Source organism: Desulfonauticus sp. (assembly GCF_055126295.1).
The window spans coordinates 54,255-68,892 of the sequence record NZ_JBSRHE010000010.1; the positions used below are offsets into that span (position 1 = coordinate 54,255).

At 40.4% G+C, this 14,638-nt stretch carries 15 protein-coding genes; 14 read left to right on the forward strand and 1 reads right to left on the reverse strand.

The window, feature by feature from the left end; translation table 11 throughout:
* Positions 1–45 precede the first annotated feature (45 nt).
* The 4 genes from dsrB to ACTCIM_RS07590 all read left to right on the forward strand — a co-directional run bounded on the left by dsrB (position 46) and on the right by ACTCIM_RS07590 (position 4,462).
* Entirely contained in the window at positions 46–1,209 is a 1,164-nt protein-coding gene (gene dsrB, locus ACTCIM_RS07575) for a dissimilatory-type sulfite reductase subunit beta (RefSeq protein ID WP_472314835.1), read from the forward strand.
* A gap of 64 nt (positions 1,210–1,273) precedes the next feature.
* The gene (locus tag ACTCIM_RS07580; protein WP_029965597.1) at positions 1,274–1,516 is read left to right on the forward strand and encodes a dissimilatory sulfite reductase D family protein; all 243 of its coding nucleotides are present in this window, start codon (positions 1,274–1,276) and stop codon (positions 1,514–1,516) included.
* Between the two features lie 51 nt (positions 1,517–1,567).
* Complete coding sequence (locus ACTCIM_RS07585) at positions 1,568–2,986, forward strand: cobyrinate a,c-diamide synthase (protein WP_472314836.1); 1,419 nt, start codon at positions 1,568–1,570, stop codon at positions 2,984–2,986.
* A 6-nt stretch (positions 2,987–2,992) separates the two neighbouring features.
* On the forward strand, positions 2,993–4,462 hold the full coding sequence (locus tag ACTCIM_RS07590) for a DNA methyltransferase (protein ID WP_472314837.1): 1,470 nt from the start codon (positions 2,993–2,995) through the stop codon (positions 4,460–4,462).
* Between the two features lie 21 nt (positions 4,463–4,483).
* On the opposite strand, the gene ACTCIM_RS07595 is transcribed toward ACTCIM_RS07590, so the two are convergent.
* Positions 4,484–5,398, reverse strand: coding sequence for a glycosyltransferase family 9 protein (locus ACTCIM_RS07595; protein WP_472314839.1), 915 nt, complete (start codon positions 5,396–5,398; stop codon positions 4,484–4,486).
* 20 nt (positions 5,399–5,418) lie between these two features.
* Here ACTCIM_RS07595 and ACTCIM_RS07600 point away from each other — a divergent pair, with 20 nt between their 5' ends.
* The 10 genes from ACTCIM_RS07600 to ACTCIM_RS07645 form a co-directional block, all read left to right on the forward strand.
* On the forward strand, positions 5,419–5,865 hold the full coding sequence (locus ACTCIM_RS07600) for an NUDIX domain-containing protein (RefSeq protein ID WP_472314840.1): 447 nt from the start codon (positions 5,419–5,421) through the stop codon (positions 5,863–5,865).
* 3 nt (positions 5,866–5,868) lie between these two features.
* Positions 5,869–6,765 carry an ROK family protein gene (locus ACTCIM_RS07605; protein ID WP_464279594.1) on the forward strand — a complete coding sequence of 299 codons (897 nt, stop codon included), beginning with the start codon at positions 5,869–5,871 and terminating at the stop codon, positions 6,763–6,765.
* Between the two features lie 4 nt (positions 6,766–6,769).
* Positions 6,770–7,756, forward strand: coding sequence for a 4-hydroxythreonine-4-phosphate dehydrogenase PdxA (pdxA, locus tag ACTCIM_RS07610; RefSeq protein ID WP_464279595.1), 987 nt, complete (start codon positions 6,770–6,772; stop codon positions 7,754–7,756).
* 30 nt (positions 7,757–7,786) lie between these two features.
* Complete coding sequence (locus ACTCIM_RS07615) at positions 7,787–8,338, forward strand: helix-turn-helix domain-containing protein (protein ID WP_464279596.1); 552 nt, start codon at positions 7,787–7,789, stop codon at positions 8,336–8,338.
* Between the two features lie 15 nt (positions 8,339–8,353).
* Positions 8,354–9,997 carry an AMP-binding protein gene (locus ACTCIM_RS07620; protein WP_472314841.1) on the forward strand — a complete coding sequence of 548 codons (1,644 nt, stop codon included), beginning with the start codon at positions 8,354–8,356 and terminating at the stop codon, positions 9,995–9,997.
* 25 nt (positions 9,998–10,022) lie between these two features.
* Complete coding sequence (locus tag ACTCIM_RS07625; RefSeq protein ID WP_472314843.1) at positions 10,023–11,648, forward strand: MBL fold metallo-hydrolase RNA specificity domain-containing protein; 1,626 nt, start codon at positions 10,023–10,025, stop codon at positions 11,646–11,648.
* A complete protein-coding gene (gene rsmD, locus ACTCIM_RS07630) occupies positions 11,641–12,195 on the forward strand; it encodes a 16S rRNA (guanine(966)-N(2))-methyltransferase RsmD (RefSeq protein WP_464279599.1) in 555 nt (184 codons plus the stop codon). Before ACTCIM_RS07625 ends, rsmD begins: the two co-directional genes overlap by 8 nt.
* A complete protein-coding gene (gene coaD, locus ACTCIM_RS07635) occupies positions 12,183–12,671 on the forward strand; it encodes a pantetheine-phosphate adenylyltransferase (RefSeq protein WP_464279600.1) in 489 nt (162 codons plus the stop codon). The genes rsmD and coaD overlap by 13 nt, the downstream gene beginning before the upstream one ends.
* Positions 12,655–13,572 carry a tRNA (adenosine(37)-N6)-dimethylallyltransferase MiaA gene (miaA, locus tag ACTCIM_RS07640; RefSeq protein ID WP_472314845.1) on the forward strand — a complete coding sequence of 306 codons (918 nt, stop codon included), beginning with the start codon at positions 12,655–12,657 and terminating at the stop codon, positions 13,570–13,572. The genes coaD and miaA overlap by 17 nt, the downstream gene beginning before the upstream one ends.
* The coding region (locus tag ACTCIM_RS07645) for a SpoIID/LytB domain-containing protein (protein WP_472314846.1) at positions 13,512–14,638 on the forward strand (1,127 nt) is incomplete at its 3' end. The genes miaA and ACTCIM_RS07645, both read left to right, overlap by 61 nt.

Here is a 14,638-nt window from a genome sequence, read left to right on the forward strand (position 1 = left end):
CGGGTTGGTTGGTTAATTTAAAGAGAAAATAATAGGAGGTTTAAAATGACCTTTGTTCCTTCTGGATATTACAATCCTGATAAGCCCATGGAAGGCAGAATTACTGATATCGGTCCCAGATATTATGCCGATTTTCTGCCTCCAGTTATTAAGAAAAATAAGGGTAAATGGTTGTGGCATGAAATTATTGAGCCAGGCATTTTAATGCACAAGGCTGAAAGTGGTGATGAAGTTTACACTGTTCGCTGTGGTTCTCCTCGTTTACTTAGTGTGGAGACCATTAGAGAGCTTTGTGATATAGCTGACCAATATTGTGGTGGCTATCTTCGTTTTACCACCAGAAACAATGTTGAGTTTATGGTGGAAAGCCTGGAACAAGCCAGAAAACTCAAAGAAGAATTAAATTCTCGCAAGCATCCTGGTGGAAGTTATAAGTTCCCTGTTGGTGGAACCGGTGCTGGTATTACCAACATCGTTCATACCCAGGGTTGGATTCACTGTCATACTCCTGCTTCTGATGCTTCTGGTACTGTAAAGGTAGTAATGGACGAACTTTTTGAAGAATTCCAGAGAATGAGACTTCCTGCTCAGCTCCGTATCTCCATGGCATGTTGTCTTAACATGTGCGGTGCTGTACACTGTTCTGACATTGCTATTTTGGGTTATCACAGAAAGCCACCTATCATTGACCATGAATGGTTGGAAAACTTGTGTGAGATTCCTTTGGCTGTAGCAGCTTGTCCTACTGGTGCTATTCGTCCTACCAAGACCAAAATCACCACAGAAGCTGGAGAAGAAAAGGAAGTAAAGACTGTTGCCATTAAGCAAGAAAGATGTATGTTCTGTGGTAACTGCTACACCATGTGTCCTTGCTTGCCTCTTTCTGACAAGGAAGGCGACGGTTTAGTTATTATGGCTGGTGGTAAGCTTTCCAACTGTATTTCTGCTCCCAAGTTCTCCAAAGTAGTTGTGGCTTTTATTCCCAATAATACTCCTCGTTGGCCTGAACTTGCTCAGACCATGCGCAAGTTGGTTGATACCTATGCCAAACATGCTAAAAAGTATGAGCGTTTTGGTGATTGGGCTGAGAGAATTGGTTGGGAAAGATTCTTTGAACTTTGCGAACTAGAGTTTACTCACCACTTGATTGATGACTTCCGTGATCCTGCTTACTATACTTGGAGACATACTACTCAGTTTAAGTTCTAATTGATTATTTATATAGGGCGCCCTTTTTAAAAGGGCGCCTAAAACTTTAAAGGGGTTTTTGGTTATGGATAAAGCTGAAGCAAAACAAAAAATAGTAGATTTTTTAGAATCTAAAAAAGGTAGCAAGACCAAGTTTTATTTTAATGATTTTACCAAACTTTTACCTGATATGAAGAGCAGGGAAGTTAAAAAACTTTTAACTGAACTGGTGAACGAAGGTAAGTTGGAATTCTGGTCCAGTGGCAGCACTACCATGTATGGTTTGGCTGGTGCTGGTAAGCAGCATGCTACTGAAGAGGGAGAATAATTTTTTCTCTACCTGCTTGAAGGTAGAAGTTTAAGGGCAGGTAGAGGATAAATGGGTTTTCCGCGTTTTTTGCTTGCTGGCCTTAAAGGTGGCTCAGGGAAAACCCTGGTAAGCCTGGGGATTGGCAAGCTTTTAAGAGAAAAAGGTTATAAGGTTAAGGCCTTTAAAAAGGGTCCAGATTATATAGATGCCAAGTGGCTGAGTTTAGCTGTTGGTGAAAAGGCATCTAATCTGGACCCTTTTTTGTTTCCCAGGGAAAAGGTCAAGAGCTTATTTTTCAGTTTTGCCTCTCACTTTGACCTGGCTTTAGTGGAAGGCAATCGGGGCTTATTTGACGGCAAGGATATTCAGGGTAGCTTCTCCACTGCTGAGCTGTCCAGGTTGCTTAATTTACCGGTAATTGTGGTAGCTGATTGCACCAAAGTCACTAGGACCATGGCTGCCATTGTTCTGGGTCTCAAGTCCTTTGAGCCAGGTTTAAATCTGGCTGGCATAATTTTAAACCAAACAGCAGGACCAAGGCACAGGCAGATTTTAAGAGAAAGTATTGAATATTACACTGATGTTCCAGTACTGGGAGCATTACCTAAACTTAAAAAAAATCCCATTCCAGAAAGGCACATGGGATTAGTTTCCGACCAGGAATATGACTTAGAAATAGAAGAAGTTTTTAGCAACTTGGCCAGGATAATAGCTGAAAATGTGGATGTGGAAAGGGTTTTAGAAATAGCCAATACTGGAGATGATGTTGATTCTGTTTTGGCTGTAGAGCCTTTGGATTTTACTCCTAGCTCTATAAAAATAGTAGATATTGGGGTAATGTTGGATAAGGCCTTTTGGTTTTATTATGAAGAAAATTTGCGACTTCTGGAAAAACACGGTGCTAAACTACATTATTTAAGCATTGTGGAGCCAGAGAACTGGCCTGAACTAGATGGATTATACCTTGGAGGAGGTTTTCCAGAAACTCTGGCCTTTCAAATTGCCAAAAATAAAGAAAAGCTAGCTTTGGTAAAAGAAATGGCTGAAAAGGGCCTTCCCATTTATGCAGAATGTGGTGGGCTTATGCTCTTGGGGAAAGAGCTTAATTTTGCTGAAAAGACCTATCCTTTGAGTAATGTTTTTCCGCTGGAGATAAGGGTAGAAAAAAAACCCAAGGGTCATGGGTATGTGGAAGGAGAGATTATTCTGCCCAATCCCTATTTTCCTGTAGGATATCGTTTAAGTGGACATGAGTTTCACTATTCCCATTGTCCAAAAGTTAGAGAAGCCAGGTATGCTTTGCGTCTGAATAGGGGAGTTGGAATTTGTAAGGGACTGGATGGCCTGGTGTATAAAAATGTCTTTGCTGCCTATACCCATATTCATGCCCTGGGACATCCTTTGTGGGCAGAAAATTTTGTTTTAGCTGCGAAAAAGTTTAGACAATTAAAAAAAGAATCAGTGCAAATACCTGCCTTTGTAGTTTAAAAATTCATGAATAAACCTCAGCTTGTCTGGCTAGATAAGGGAAAAGAAACCTTTCTGGATTTAAACCAATATGACTTTGTTCCTGTGGAAAAATATGGTCCAGGAGATAACAAACTTTATCTGGGAGATAATCTGGTTCTACTCAAATATCTTTTGGAAAATAAGCAAAAAGTAGATTTAATTTACATTGACCCTCCCTTTGCAACTAACTCCAGGTTTTTCTTAAAAAGAAGTATTGGTGAAGCTGGCTATAATCATAAAAAGGGGGTTTTTAAGTTCCCCTGTTATGAAGATATCTGGCAAGAAGGCCTTGGTTCTTACCTTTCCATGCTCTACGAGCGCTTGAAATATATGCATCAAATCCTAAGGGAAAGTGGTAGCATTTATGTGCATGTGGATTTTAGAGTAAGTGCTTATGTTCGCCTATTGTTAGACGAAATTTTTGGAGAGGAAAACTTTATCAATGAAATAATCTGGTTTTACAAGACTGGGGGGGTGCCAGAAAAAATAGGGTTTAGTAAAAAACACGATACAATCTTTTTCTATGCCAGGGATAAAAAAAAGACCTATTGGTCACCTCAAAAGGAAAAGTCTTATTTAAAACATAAATACGGCTTTTCCAATATTTCCATAGAAGAAGATGAACAGGGAAAATATACCTGGGTTTATTGTAGGGATGTCTTTGATATTCCAGCCCTTAGAGGCAACCAGCCTGAGCGTCTGGAATATGCAACCCAGAAACCAGAAGAACTCTTAAAGAGGATAATTCTGGCTTCAAGTAAGCCTAAAGATGTGGTTGCAGACTTTTTTTGTGGCTCAGGCACTACTCTGGCAGTGGCCCAGAAACTAGAGAGAAAATGGATTGGTTGCGATTGTGGTAAATGGCCTATACATGTGTGTAGAAAACGCTTGCTGGGTATAGAAAAGAGCAACTTTTCTCTGTTAAAAATTGTTAAAAAGCAAGAGAAAAAGGCAGGTTTAGTTAAAGAAAATAACTCTAAAATAACAGATTTTTGTTCTAAAAAAGACCAAAAGACAGGTCAAAATTGTCCCCAGGTTTTAACTCTGGTTAGTTTTTTCGAAAAAAATGACTTTTTTCTGGAAGAAAAAAAGATATTTTTACAAACTAAAATGGATTGCTTAAAACCAGATAAAAAAACTCAAGAAAGCTTAAAGCAGGTGGAGTTTAATCTTTTTTTTCAGGGAAAAAGCGTGGCTGTGGAATTGATAAACCTGGTGTATTTTTCTTTAGAAAAGACAAAAATTACCCTTCAACACTGGTCAGATTGGGTGGATTTTTGGGCAGTGGGAAGATGTAAACAGGACTATTTTGAGCCTTTGTGGTATTCTTTTCGCACTCGTTTTCAAAGAAAATTAGTGCTAAAAACTTCCTTTTTGTCTTTAGAAAATTTGGAAAATTTGGGAATAAAAGTGATTACTTTTGAACCCAGAGAATATTTATTCAGGCTGGGTTAACCTATTTTTTTGTCTTTATTTCTAACTAAATTTACTAGTTTTTTTGAGTAAAGTTAAAGTTTTTTGAAAAACTTCCTCTACTTTGATTGCTTTTAAACACCTGGGTTTAGAACAAGTTATCTGGGCTGTTGCTGAACAGGGCGCACAGGAGAGAGGAGACTTTAAAACCTCGCTTTGTTCTGGCTTCCAGATTAAGGAGTTAGTTGGTCCAAAAAGAGTAAGAGTTGGAATCTCCAATAGTCCGGCCAGATGTAAGGGGCCAGCATCATTGCCAATAACCAGAAGTGCTTGCTGCAGGGTGTTGATTAAATCTTCCAGGGAGTTAAGGGTTAAAATATTGGAAAGAGAAGCAGGGCCGTAAAGTTCTTGCTCTACAGGGCCAAAGATGAGAAAAGTGGGCAAATAGGTTTTGAGTTTTTCGCTTAATTTTACATAGTTTTCCAAGGGCCAATTTTTGGCTCTATGGCCTGAGCCTGGAAAGAGGAGAATTTTTTCTTTTTTGGGGGGTACAAATTCCTTTTTTAAGGGAGCCTTCCAGTTTTTTGACCAGGGGAGGTTTAATTTTTGCAATTGTTCTTTTAAAAAGGACCTTACTGGTTTGGGATTGTTTTCATCTACCAGGTAAAGATAAAAGATATTGGGGTGAGAAAAGGTTATCCTGGACCTGGTACTTATTTTAAACCAGAATATAAGACTTTTTTCCAGTTCTTCTGGGTAGTTGTCTTTAAAGAGTTCCAGTAAAAGCCTGGCTTTCGCAGAAGGTAAAGAGGGTATATTTAACTTTTTAAACCAAAAAGTATGTTGACTTTTTCCCCACCAATAGATTGAACTTGGCCTAAAATGTTGCTGGATACTGATGATTGCGGGCAAGGAGAGAAGAAAATCTCCCAGTGCTCCCTGGTGAATGATTATAATTTCAGAATAGGATGAAAACATTTTTTTAAAAGGGTTTTCCTATGCAATTTAAAGTCAAATGTCCTAAGTGTGGAGAAGAAGTAATAAAATATCGCAACCCCTTCCCCACTGTAGATGTCATCGTCTTTGTCCCTCCCTATAGCATTGTGCTTATTGAACGCAAGAATCCACCTTTAGGGTGGGCCTTGCCTGGAGGCTTTGTGGATTATGGAGAAAGAGTGGAAGCTGCAGCCAGGCGAGAAGTAAAGGAAGAAACAGGCCTGGAAGTGAGTTTGCTCTCTTTGCTGGGGGTTTATTCTGAGCCTACGAGGGACCCTCGCTTTCATACCTTAAGCACGGTTTTTGTAGGTATAGCCAAAGATATTTCCATGTTGCAGGCAGGAGATGATGCAGGCAAGGCCAAAATCTTTTCGCTGGACAACTTGCCTCCTTTGGCCTTTGACCACGCCAAAATCATCGCTGATTTTAAAGCAACCCTTAAACTTTAATCCATGTTTATCTGTCTGGATTTAGGTGGAACCCATTTGCGTGGAGCTTGTTTTAGCCAGGGAAAACTGGGGCCAGTACTTCTAACAGAGCACGGGCAAAGTCTTTCTGGTCTAAAACAGGCCTTGCTGGAAATGATTGAGACTCTGGCTAGAGGAAAGGAAATAAAGGCCCTGGGTATTGCTAGTGCAGGGCCTTTTTTACGCAAAGCCAGGGTGTTTTTAACCCCTCCCAATCTTCCCTATCTTCAAGGTTTTGCTGTGGGTAAATTTTTAGCAGAACATTTTCATTTTCCTTTGCTTTTAGAAAATGATGCCCAGGCAGCAGCTTTAGGAGAAGTGCATTTTGGCTGTCTTAAAGGCGCTCAAAATGCCTTGGTACTCACTCTGGGTACAGGCCTGGGAAGTGGAATTGTACTTAAGGGAAAGTTATTTAGGGCAAACCTGGAAACCGGGCCAGAACTGGGGCATCTTTTTTGGGGTGGCTTAGATAGGTGTGGTTGTGGGAAAAGAGGTTGTATTGAAACCTTACTTCAGGCCAGGGCACTTTTAAACCTTGCCAGCAAAGAGGGATTAAACCTTGCTCAGGTGAAAGATTTGACTCCCTTACTGGAGAAAAAGGAACCCAGGGCCTGGAGGGTAATGAAAGGTTATGGGCAAACCCTGGGAACTTTTTTAGCTGAGATGGTTCAGTTATTTGGTTTTGAAGACATAGCTTTAAGTGGTGGTATTAGTTATCTGGGCAAGTATTTTTTGCCTTTTGTCCAGGAAACTTTAGAAAATAGGTTAAAATCTAGAGTGGAATTAAAACCCAGGAGGTTGGTTTTAAGTGAAAATCCAGAGCAAAGTGGTCTCTGGGGAATGGCCTATTTGTTAACTAAAACCTTTAACCCTGAGGAGTAAGGACATGGCTTTTTTTTATACCCTGGGCGATCCTGCTGGCCTGGGTCCAGAACTGGTGGTGCGTTTTTACCAGGAAAGGGCAAAAGAAATCCCTTTGCCCCTGGTTATGGTGGGCCTGGAAGAAGCTCTCTGGTTTCATGCCCAACATTTTGCTGTTCCCAAGTTCTGGCGAAAAATTACCTCTTTAAAAGAAGTAAAAGAAAAGGGGATTTTTTTGTTGGAGCCCCAATTTTCTTTAGAGCCCAACTTTATTCCTGGCCGGGGAACTCTGGAATCTGGCTTAATAGCAGGAGAAAGCCTTACTCTTGCCTGCAGGTTGTTAAAGGAAGACCCCAGCCATATTTTAATTACAGGCCCCTTAAATAAGGCCAGGTTGCAGGAGGCTGGTTTTTTATTTCCCGGGCATACGGAATTTTTGGCCAATTTCTGGGACAAGGCTGAAGATGAAGTATGTATGCATTTTTGGAGTAAGAGCTTTAGCTTGAGCCTGGTTACCACACATCCACCCTTGAAAGAAGTAGCTGGTCTGATTACAGAAAAGAGAATTTTAAATGCCTTGCAGCTTACCTGGGATTTTATGCAAAAGAGGGGTCTTACAGAAGAATCCATTGGCGTGTGTGGATTAAATCCCCATGCTGGAGAAGAGGGTAAAATTGGAGAGGAAGAGGTAGAGATTATTGCTCCAGCCCTGGAAAAGGCCCTGGGCCTGGGTATAAATTGTCAGGGACCTTTTCCTGCAGATACCCTGTTTCATCGGGCTTTAAAGGGAGAGTTTAAGGTGATTTTAGCCATGTATCATGACCAGGGGCTGGCTCCTTTAAAGCTTTTGCATTTTGGAGAATGTGTGAATATAACCCTGGGGCTGCCTATTTTAAGGCTTTCAGTAGATCATGGAACTGGCTATGACCTCGTGGGCACAGGAAAAGCTAAATTGACTAGTTTAAAGGAGGCTTTTAATCTGGCACTCCAGTTAAAACTAGGTCTAGATTAATTCAATCTAAGAGTAAAAAGGAGAGGTAAAGTGAAGGAAAAGATTTATGTAGAGATTGCCAAAAGGCTAAGAGGGCTGCGGGATGCTCTGGATTTAAGTGTGCAGGATTTGGCTGCGAAGACAGGGTTTACAGTGGAAGAAATTGAAAACTACGAGCGCGGGGATAGGGAAATACCGGTTAGTTTTTTACATGAAGTGGCCAAAGCCTGCGGCGTGGATTTGACTGTGCTTATTTCTGGAGCAGAAGCCCATTTACAGAATTATTCTCTGGTCAAAAAAGGAAAAGGTTTAAGTGTCGAAAGAAGAAAGGATTATGACTATAAAAGTCTGGCTTATAAATTTATTGGCCGCAGAATGGAGCCTTTTTTGATTAAGGTAAGGCCTAAAAAGGAAGAAGAACTTAGTTTTAACTCCCATCCAGGCCAGGAATTTATTTACATGTTAAAGGGAAAACTGGAGATAAGTCTGGAAGATAAGAAGATTGTTTTAGAACCAGGAGATAGTTTTTATTTCTCTTCACGCATTCCTCATGCCTTAAGGGCGTTGGAAGGAGAAGCTGAATTTTTAGATGTGATTATCTAGGGGAGGAAAGGAATAATGTTTAAAAAGGAAAAGTACAATAGTTATGAGGAATTTGTAAAAGGATTTAAAGTAGAAGTACCAGAGAATTTTAATTTTGCCTTTGATGTGATGGACAGGCTGGCCAAGGAAACTCCTGATGATTTGGCCATGATTCACATTGATGATGACAAAAAGCGCAGAGATTATAGCTTTGCTTTTTTTGCCCGGGAATCAGCTAAACTGGCCAATGGTTTAAAAAAACTGGGATTAAAAAAAGGCGATAGGGTAATGGTTATCCTCTATCGCAAGGTGGAATTCTGGATTACCATGCTGGCCTTGCACAAACTGGGAGCAGTGGCTGTACCCTCTCCTTCTTTGTTAACTCCCAAGGATATTATTTTTCGGGTAAACTTTGCCCGCATTAAGGGCGTAATTGTGGATGAAAGTATTGTACCCAAGATTGAGGAGGCCAAGGGCGAATGTCCCAGCCTGGAAATGTTTGTTGTAGCTGGGGAAAAACCTTCTGGGGCCTGGACCAGTCTGGCAGAGATAAGTGCTACTGAAAGTGAAAACTTTAATCCCACCCAGAAGCCAGGTGGAAAAGATACCTTACTTATTTTCTTTTCTTCTGGAACTACCGGGCTTCCTAAAATGGTTGAGCACGACCACACCTATCCCTTGGGACATATTACCACAGCCTTTTATTGGCATGACCTGGAACCAGGAGATATTCACTTAACTGTTGCAGATACTGGTTGGGGCAAGGCTGTTTGGGGAAAGTTTTATGGCCAGTGGATGGCCAGGGCCGTAGTTTTTGTCTATGACTATCGGGGTAAATTTAGTCCCAGTGATTTGCTAGAGGTCATAAGTGAACATAAAGTAAGCACCTTTTGTGCTCCGCCTACGGTATATCGTTTTTTGGTGCGGGAAGATTTAAGTAAATATGACCTTTCCAGTTTACGACACTGTACTACTGCTGGCGAACTGTTAAACGACAGTGTTTTTCACACCTGGAAAGAAGTTTTGGGACTACCCATTTATGAAGGCTATGGTCAGACTGAAACCACTTTGCAGATAGCCACCTTTCCCTTTATGGAAGCCAAGCCTGGTTCCATTGGCAAGCCTTCTCCTGGCTGGGATATTGTGCTTTTAAATGAAGAGGGAGAAGAGGTTTTGCCAGGGGAAGAAGGAGAGATTTGCGTACGTTTGGACAAAGGCTATCCTCTGGGATTGTTTCGAGGTTATCTGGATGAACCAGAAAAGACAGCCAAGGTGGTGAAAAACGGTTTTTATCACACAGGAGACAAGGCCTGGATGGACGAAGACGGTTATTTCTGGTTTTTAGGCAGGGTGGATGACCTTATAAAGAGTTCTGGCTATAGGATTGGCCCCTTTGAAGTGGAAAGTGCTTTGATTACTCATCCCGCAGTAGTGGAAGCAGCTGTTACAGGCGTGCCTGACCCTGTGCGTGGACAGGCAGTAAAGGCTACTATTGTCCTGGCTCCTGGTTACGAACCTTCAGAAGAACTTACCAAAGACATTCAAAACCATGTTAAAAAGGTAACTGCTCCTTACAAGTATCCCAGGATTGTGGAATATGTGAAAGAGTTGCCTAAAACCATTAGTGGCAAAATAAAAAGGGCAGAAATTAGGGCTAAGGACCAGGAAAAATACAAGTAACCTAGCAAAATTAAAAGAGGTAAACATGAAAATTAAGTTTCTTGGAGCAGCCAAAACAGTTACAGGCTCCTGTTATATCCTGTCTTATAATGGAGTGCGATTTGCAGTGGATTGTGGCTTACATCAGGGAAACAAGGAAATCGAGAAGAGAAATCTGGCAATAGAAGAATACGACCCGGCTAATCTGGAATTTATTTTAATTACTCATGCGCATATAGACCATTCAGGGCTTTTGCCCAAGTTGGTCAAAGAAGGATTTAAAGGCAAGATTTACCTTACACCACCTACTGCTGAGCTTTTAGAAATTATGTTAAGTGATAGTGCTCATGTTCAGGAAATGGAAGCAGAGTGGAAGAGTCGCAAAAAAGCAAGGCAAGGTCAGAAAAAAGTTAAAGTAGAGCCTCTTTATACTCAAGAAGATGTGGACAATACCCTGCCTTTATTTAACCCTGTAGATTATGGTCAGGAATTTTCTCCTCTTCCTGGAGTAAAGTTTGTTTTTTGTGATGCCGGCCATATTTTAGGCTCTGCTTCCATTAAACTGAAAATAGAGCTGCAGGATGGCAGTTATGATTTTGTCTTTTCTGGAGATCTGGGACGACCCAATCAGCTGATAGTAAACGACTCGACTTATTTTACCCATGCCGATTGTTTATTTTTGGAATCCACTTATGGAGATAGAGACCATAAAGATGAACAAAGAAGTAAAGAGGAACTCTTAGAGGCCATACTTTATGCCTATAACAATGGAGAAAAGGTAATTATTCCTGCCTTTGCTTTGGAGCGTACTCAAGAGATTCTTTTTGTCCTTTATATGCTTTATAGAGAAGGCAAGCTTCCTCAGGATATGCCCATTTTTTTAGATAGCCCTTTGGCCATCAGGGCAACAGAAATTTTTAAGAAAAATTATCAGTATTTTGATACCCAAAGTCAAAAGCTGTTGGCTCAGGGAGAAGACCCTCTTTCCTTACCCATGTTAAAGTATTCTCTCTCTACCCAGGACTCCATGCGTCTAAATACCCTGGAAGGTACGGCTATTATTATTTCAGCCAGTGGAATGGCCCATGCAGGTAGAATAAAACATCATTTAAGGCATAATTTGTGGAAAGAAGGGGCCGCAGTGGTTTTTGTGGGCTTTCAGGCCAAAGGTACCACTGGTCGTAAAATAGTAGATGGAGCTAAAACCATTAAAATTTTGGACGAAGAAGTAGCTGTGAAGGCTAAGGTCTATACCATCAACGGCTTTTCTTCGCATGCAGGGCAAAGTCAGATTTTGGACTGGTTGAGTCACTTTAAAGATAAAAATATGCGTGTTTTCTTGGTCCATGGGGAAGAAGAAAAGCAAAAGGTACTTGCCCAACTTATTCAAGAGCGCTTTGGTTTTTCTGTACATATCCCGGATTATTTAGAGGAATGTGAGATTTCCCTGGAAAAGACTCTGGCCAGCGTAAAGCCTAAAGAAGCTTTGCCCAAGATTAACTGGAACTATCTCTTTAGTGAGCTCAAAGAAAAGGTATCCAGTCTGGAAGAAAAAGAAAAAAGCATTCAACTTTTGGATTGGACAGACCAGGTGGATTTAAGAGAAGAAGTCTTGGAAGCTATTAGGCTTCTGAGCAAGATTCACTCCAGTTTACCTTCTGATAATGCTTAAAATAACTGCAGGTAAATTTAAGGGCAGGTCTGTATATACCATTAAAGCTCCTGGCTACAGACCTGCCACTTCTAGAGTAAGAGAGTCTCTCTTTTCCATTCTGGGCTCTTTAGGAGTGGTTTGGACAGAAGTAAACTGTCTGGATATCTTTGCTGGAAGTGGAGTTTTGGGGTTTGAGGTTTTAAGTAGAGGGGGTAAAAAAGCTTATTTTGTGGAAAAATCCTTTAAGGCCTGCCAGAATATTTATCGAACTGCCCTGGAACTTAAACTGAGCAAGGATAGTTTTAAGATTTTAAAAGGTGATGGGTTTAAACTCTTAAAAGAGTATGAGTTTGCAAATAAATTCAATTTGATTTTTGTGGACCCTCCCTATGGTTTTAACTATTTTGCGCCTATGTTGGAACTGGTTTTAACTAAAGATTTGTTAGCAGAAGAGGGATTTTTAGTGGCTGAAGTGGAAAAAAATTTATCTCCCCAAACAGATAAATTATACTTGGTGAGAGAAAAACAGTTTGGACAAACCAGGGTGTATATATGGAAAAAATAGCTATTTATCCAGGTACCTTTGACCCTTTGACCAATGGACATGTAAGTTTGGTAAAAAGGGGGTTAAAGATTTTTGATCAGATTATTGTGGCTGTGGCCCTGCACTCACCCAAAAAAACTTTGTTTTCCTTGGAAGAAAGGATTGCTCTGGCCCAGGAAGTCTTTGCTTCCTGTCCAAGGGTAAAAGTGGAAGGATTTTCTGGACTTCTGGTGGATTATGTACGGAAGAGAAAGGCTGTAGCTATTTTGCGCGGCCTTAGGGCAGTCTCAGATTTTGAATATGAATTTCAGATGGCCCTTATGAATAGAAAGCTTAGCCGAGAGATTCAGACGGTTTTTCTTATGACAGATTACAAGTGGTTGTATATTAGTTCTACCATCATTAAAGAAGTAGCCAGTCTGGGTGGAGATGTGCACGGACTCGTTCCAGAGGTAGTAGAAAAAGCACTGTATAAAAAATATGGGAAGAAAGATTAAACTTATCTCCATCTTGGGGCAAACGGGTACAGGCAAAACAGCCCTATCTCTTTTTTTAAGCCAACATTTTCCCATTTCCATTATTAATTTTGATTCCAGACAGGTGTATGAGGACTTACCCATAGTTACTGCCCAGCCTAGTGTGGAAGAAAAAAGTAAAGCTCCTCATTATCTTTTTGGCTTTTTACCTTTAAATAAGAAGGTTACAGCTGGAGATTTTGTGGCCTGGGCCAGGGAAAGGATAGAAGAAGAGAGCAAAAAAGAAAGAATACCTGTTCTGGTTGGGGGCACAGGGCTTTACTTGCGGGCACTATTGTTTGGCCTTTCACCCATTCCCAAAATAACAGAAAAGATAAAAGAACAAATAGCAGAAAAGTTGAAAAAAGAAGGACTCAGTGAACTGTATAGGGAACTAAGAGAAATAGACCCCACTTATGCAGCCAAGATTCATCCTAAGGATAAGCAGAGAATTACCAGAGCCCTGGAAGTCTTTTACCAGACCCAGAAACCTTTTTCAGCCTGGCACCAACTTACTCCTAAAGAAAGTATTTATGAATGTATAAAGATTGGTCTAAGAAGGGATTTAGAGGAATTAACTCCTATATTGGCTAGCAGAATTGAAAAGATGATTGAACTGGGCGCTATAGAAGAAGTAAGAAAAGCCATAGAAAAGTATAAAGATACCACTTTGCCAGGCTTTACAGGTATTGGCGTAAAAGAAATTGTTGCCTACCTGGAAAATAAAATTAGTTTTGCAGAAATGCAGCAAGAATGGTTGAAAAATACCAGAGCCTATGCTAAAAGGCAGGTAACCTGGTTTAAAAAGGAAAAAGATGTTTTATGGCTACCTCCTTTAAACAAAGAAGATATTTTGTCCTATTTAATAGACTGGTTAAGGTAGTTTTTTTTATTTTTCTTTACTGCCTTGCAAGTTTACCGGTTTTTGCTCAAAATTCCTTTTTTAATCCTGAACCCCTTTTAAAACAAGCTTCTTTGGCTTTAGAACAGGGTAATTTTCTGGAAGCCCTGGATAATTATGAACTTATTTATAGTTATAGTAAAGATAGGGACATAAGAGCTAGGGCTCTGGTTAGGCAGGGTGATATTTATGCCCTTTTTTTAGAGCGCAAACAAGAGGCTAAGCAGCTTTATAGGCAAGCCATTTACGAGTTTCCTAAGTCTTTAGAGCTTAAAAATGCCTATTTTAACCTGGCCATGCTTTCCTATGAAGACTTTGACCTGGAAAACGCAGAAAAACACTTTAAACTTTTTATCCAGCTTTTTCCCCAGGATATTAGAGTTTATACAGCTAAATATATGCTGGAAAGGATTGATAGAGAGAAAAAAGAGCAATTGCCTGAAGAAAAAAAATCCAGTGCGCCTGCCTTGGTGGCGCAGCAACAAGAACCTGTAATCAGGGTGTTGTTGGCAAAAGAAGAAAATTTGGAATTAGATTTTAAGCAAGAAATTCAGCTTTTCCAGGGCAAGCTGGCCCGGGGCAGGCATGTTTTTGAGTTTAAAAATCATGCCCTCTGGGTGGATGGTAACAAAGAAAGTAAGGTGTTCAGCACAAAAGGTTTAGGTGGCTTTGTCTGGCAAGGTAAGGAGTATACAGGAGAAATAACGGTTTTAGCCAAAGAGGGTAAACTTTGGTTAATTAATGTCTTGCCTTTAGAAACTTATTTAGAGGGTGTGGTGTCTAAAGAGATGTCCCCTTCCTGGCCTTTAGCTGCTCTTCAATCCCAGGCAGTAGCTGCCAGGACCTATGCCTATTATCTTTATCTTAAATCTGAAGATAGAGATTATGACCTCAGTTCTACTACTGCTTCTCAAGTTTATGGAGGAAAAAGCAAAAATAATCAGGTAGAAAAAGCCGTAAAAAGTACCAGGGGAGAAATTTTAACCTATGAGAATAAGCCTATTTTAGCCTATTTTCATGCTCATAGTGGGGGCATGCTGGAAAAATC

What these genes read in the sequence shown, in the direction of transcription:
- dsrB (WP_472314835.1), top strand. Translation starts at nt 46, where the DNA reads ATGACCTTTGTTCCTTCTGGATATTACAATCCTGATAAGCCCATGGAA.
- ACTCIM_RS07580 (WP_029965597.1), top strand. Translation starts at nt 1,274, where the DNA reads ATGGATAAAGCTGAAGCAAAACAAAAAATAGTAGATTTTTTAGAATCT.
- ACTCIM_RS07585 (WP_472314836.1), top strand. Translation starts at nt 1,568, where the DNA reads ATGGGTTTTCCGCGTTTTTTGCTTGCTGGCCTTAAAGGTGGCTCAGGG.
- ACTCIM_RS07590 (WP_472314837.1), top strand. Translation starts at nt 2,993, where the DNA reads ATGAATAAACCTCAGCTTGTCTGGCTAGATAAGGGAAAAGAAACCTTT.
- ACTCIM_RS07595 (WP_472314839.1), bottom strand. Translation starts at nt 5,398, where the DNA reads ATGTTTTCATCCTATTCTGAAATTATAATCATTCACCAGGGAGCACTG.
- ACTCIM_RS07600 (WP_472314840.1), top strand. Translation starts at nt 5,419, where the DNA reads ATGCAATTTAAAGTCAAATGTCCTAAGTGTGGAGAAGAAGTAATAAAA.
- ACTCIM_RS07605 (WP_464279594.1), top strand. Translation starts at nt 5,869, where the DNA reads ATGTTTATCTGTCTGGATTTAGGTGGAACCCATTTGCGTGGAGCTTGT.
- pdxA (WP_464279595.1), top strand. Translation starts at nt 6,770, where the DNA reads ATGGCTTTTTTTTATACCCTGGGCGATCCTGCTGGCCTGGGTCCAGAA.
- ACTCIM_RS07620 (WP_472314841.1), top strand. Translation starts at nt 8,354, where the DNA reads ATGTTTAAAAAGGAAAAGTACAATAGTTATGAGGAATTTGTAAAAGGA.
- ACTCIM_RS07625 (WP_472314843.1), top strand. Translation starts at nt 10,023, where the DNA reads ATGAAAATTAAGTTTCTTGGAGCAGCCAAAACAGTTACAGGCTCCTGT.
- rsmD (WP_464279599.1), top strand. Translation starts at nt 11,641, where the DNA reads ATGCTTAAAATAACTGCAGGTAAATTTAAGGGCAGGTCTGTATATACC.
- coaD (WP_464279600.1), top strand. Translation starts at nt 12,183, where the DNA reads ATGGAAAAAATAGCTATTTATCCAGGTACCTTTGACCCTTTGACCAAT.
- miaA (WP_472314845.1), top strand. Translation starts at nt 12,655, where the DNA reads ATGGGAAGAAAGATTAAACTTATCTCCATCTTGGGGCAAACGGGTACA.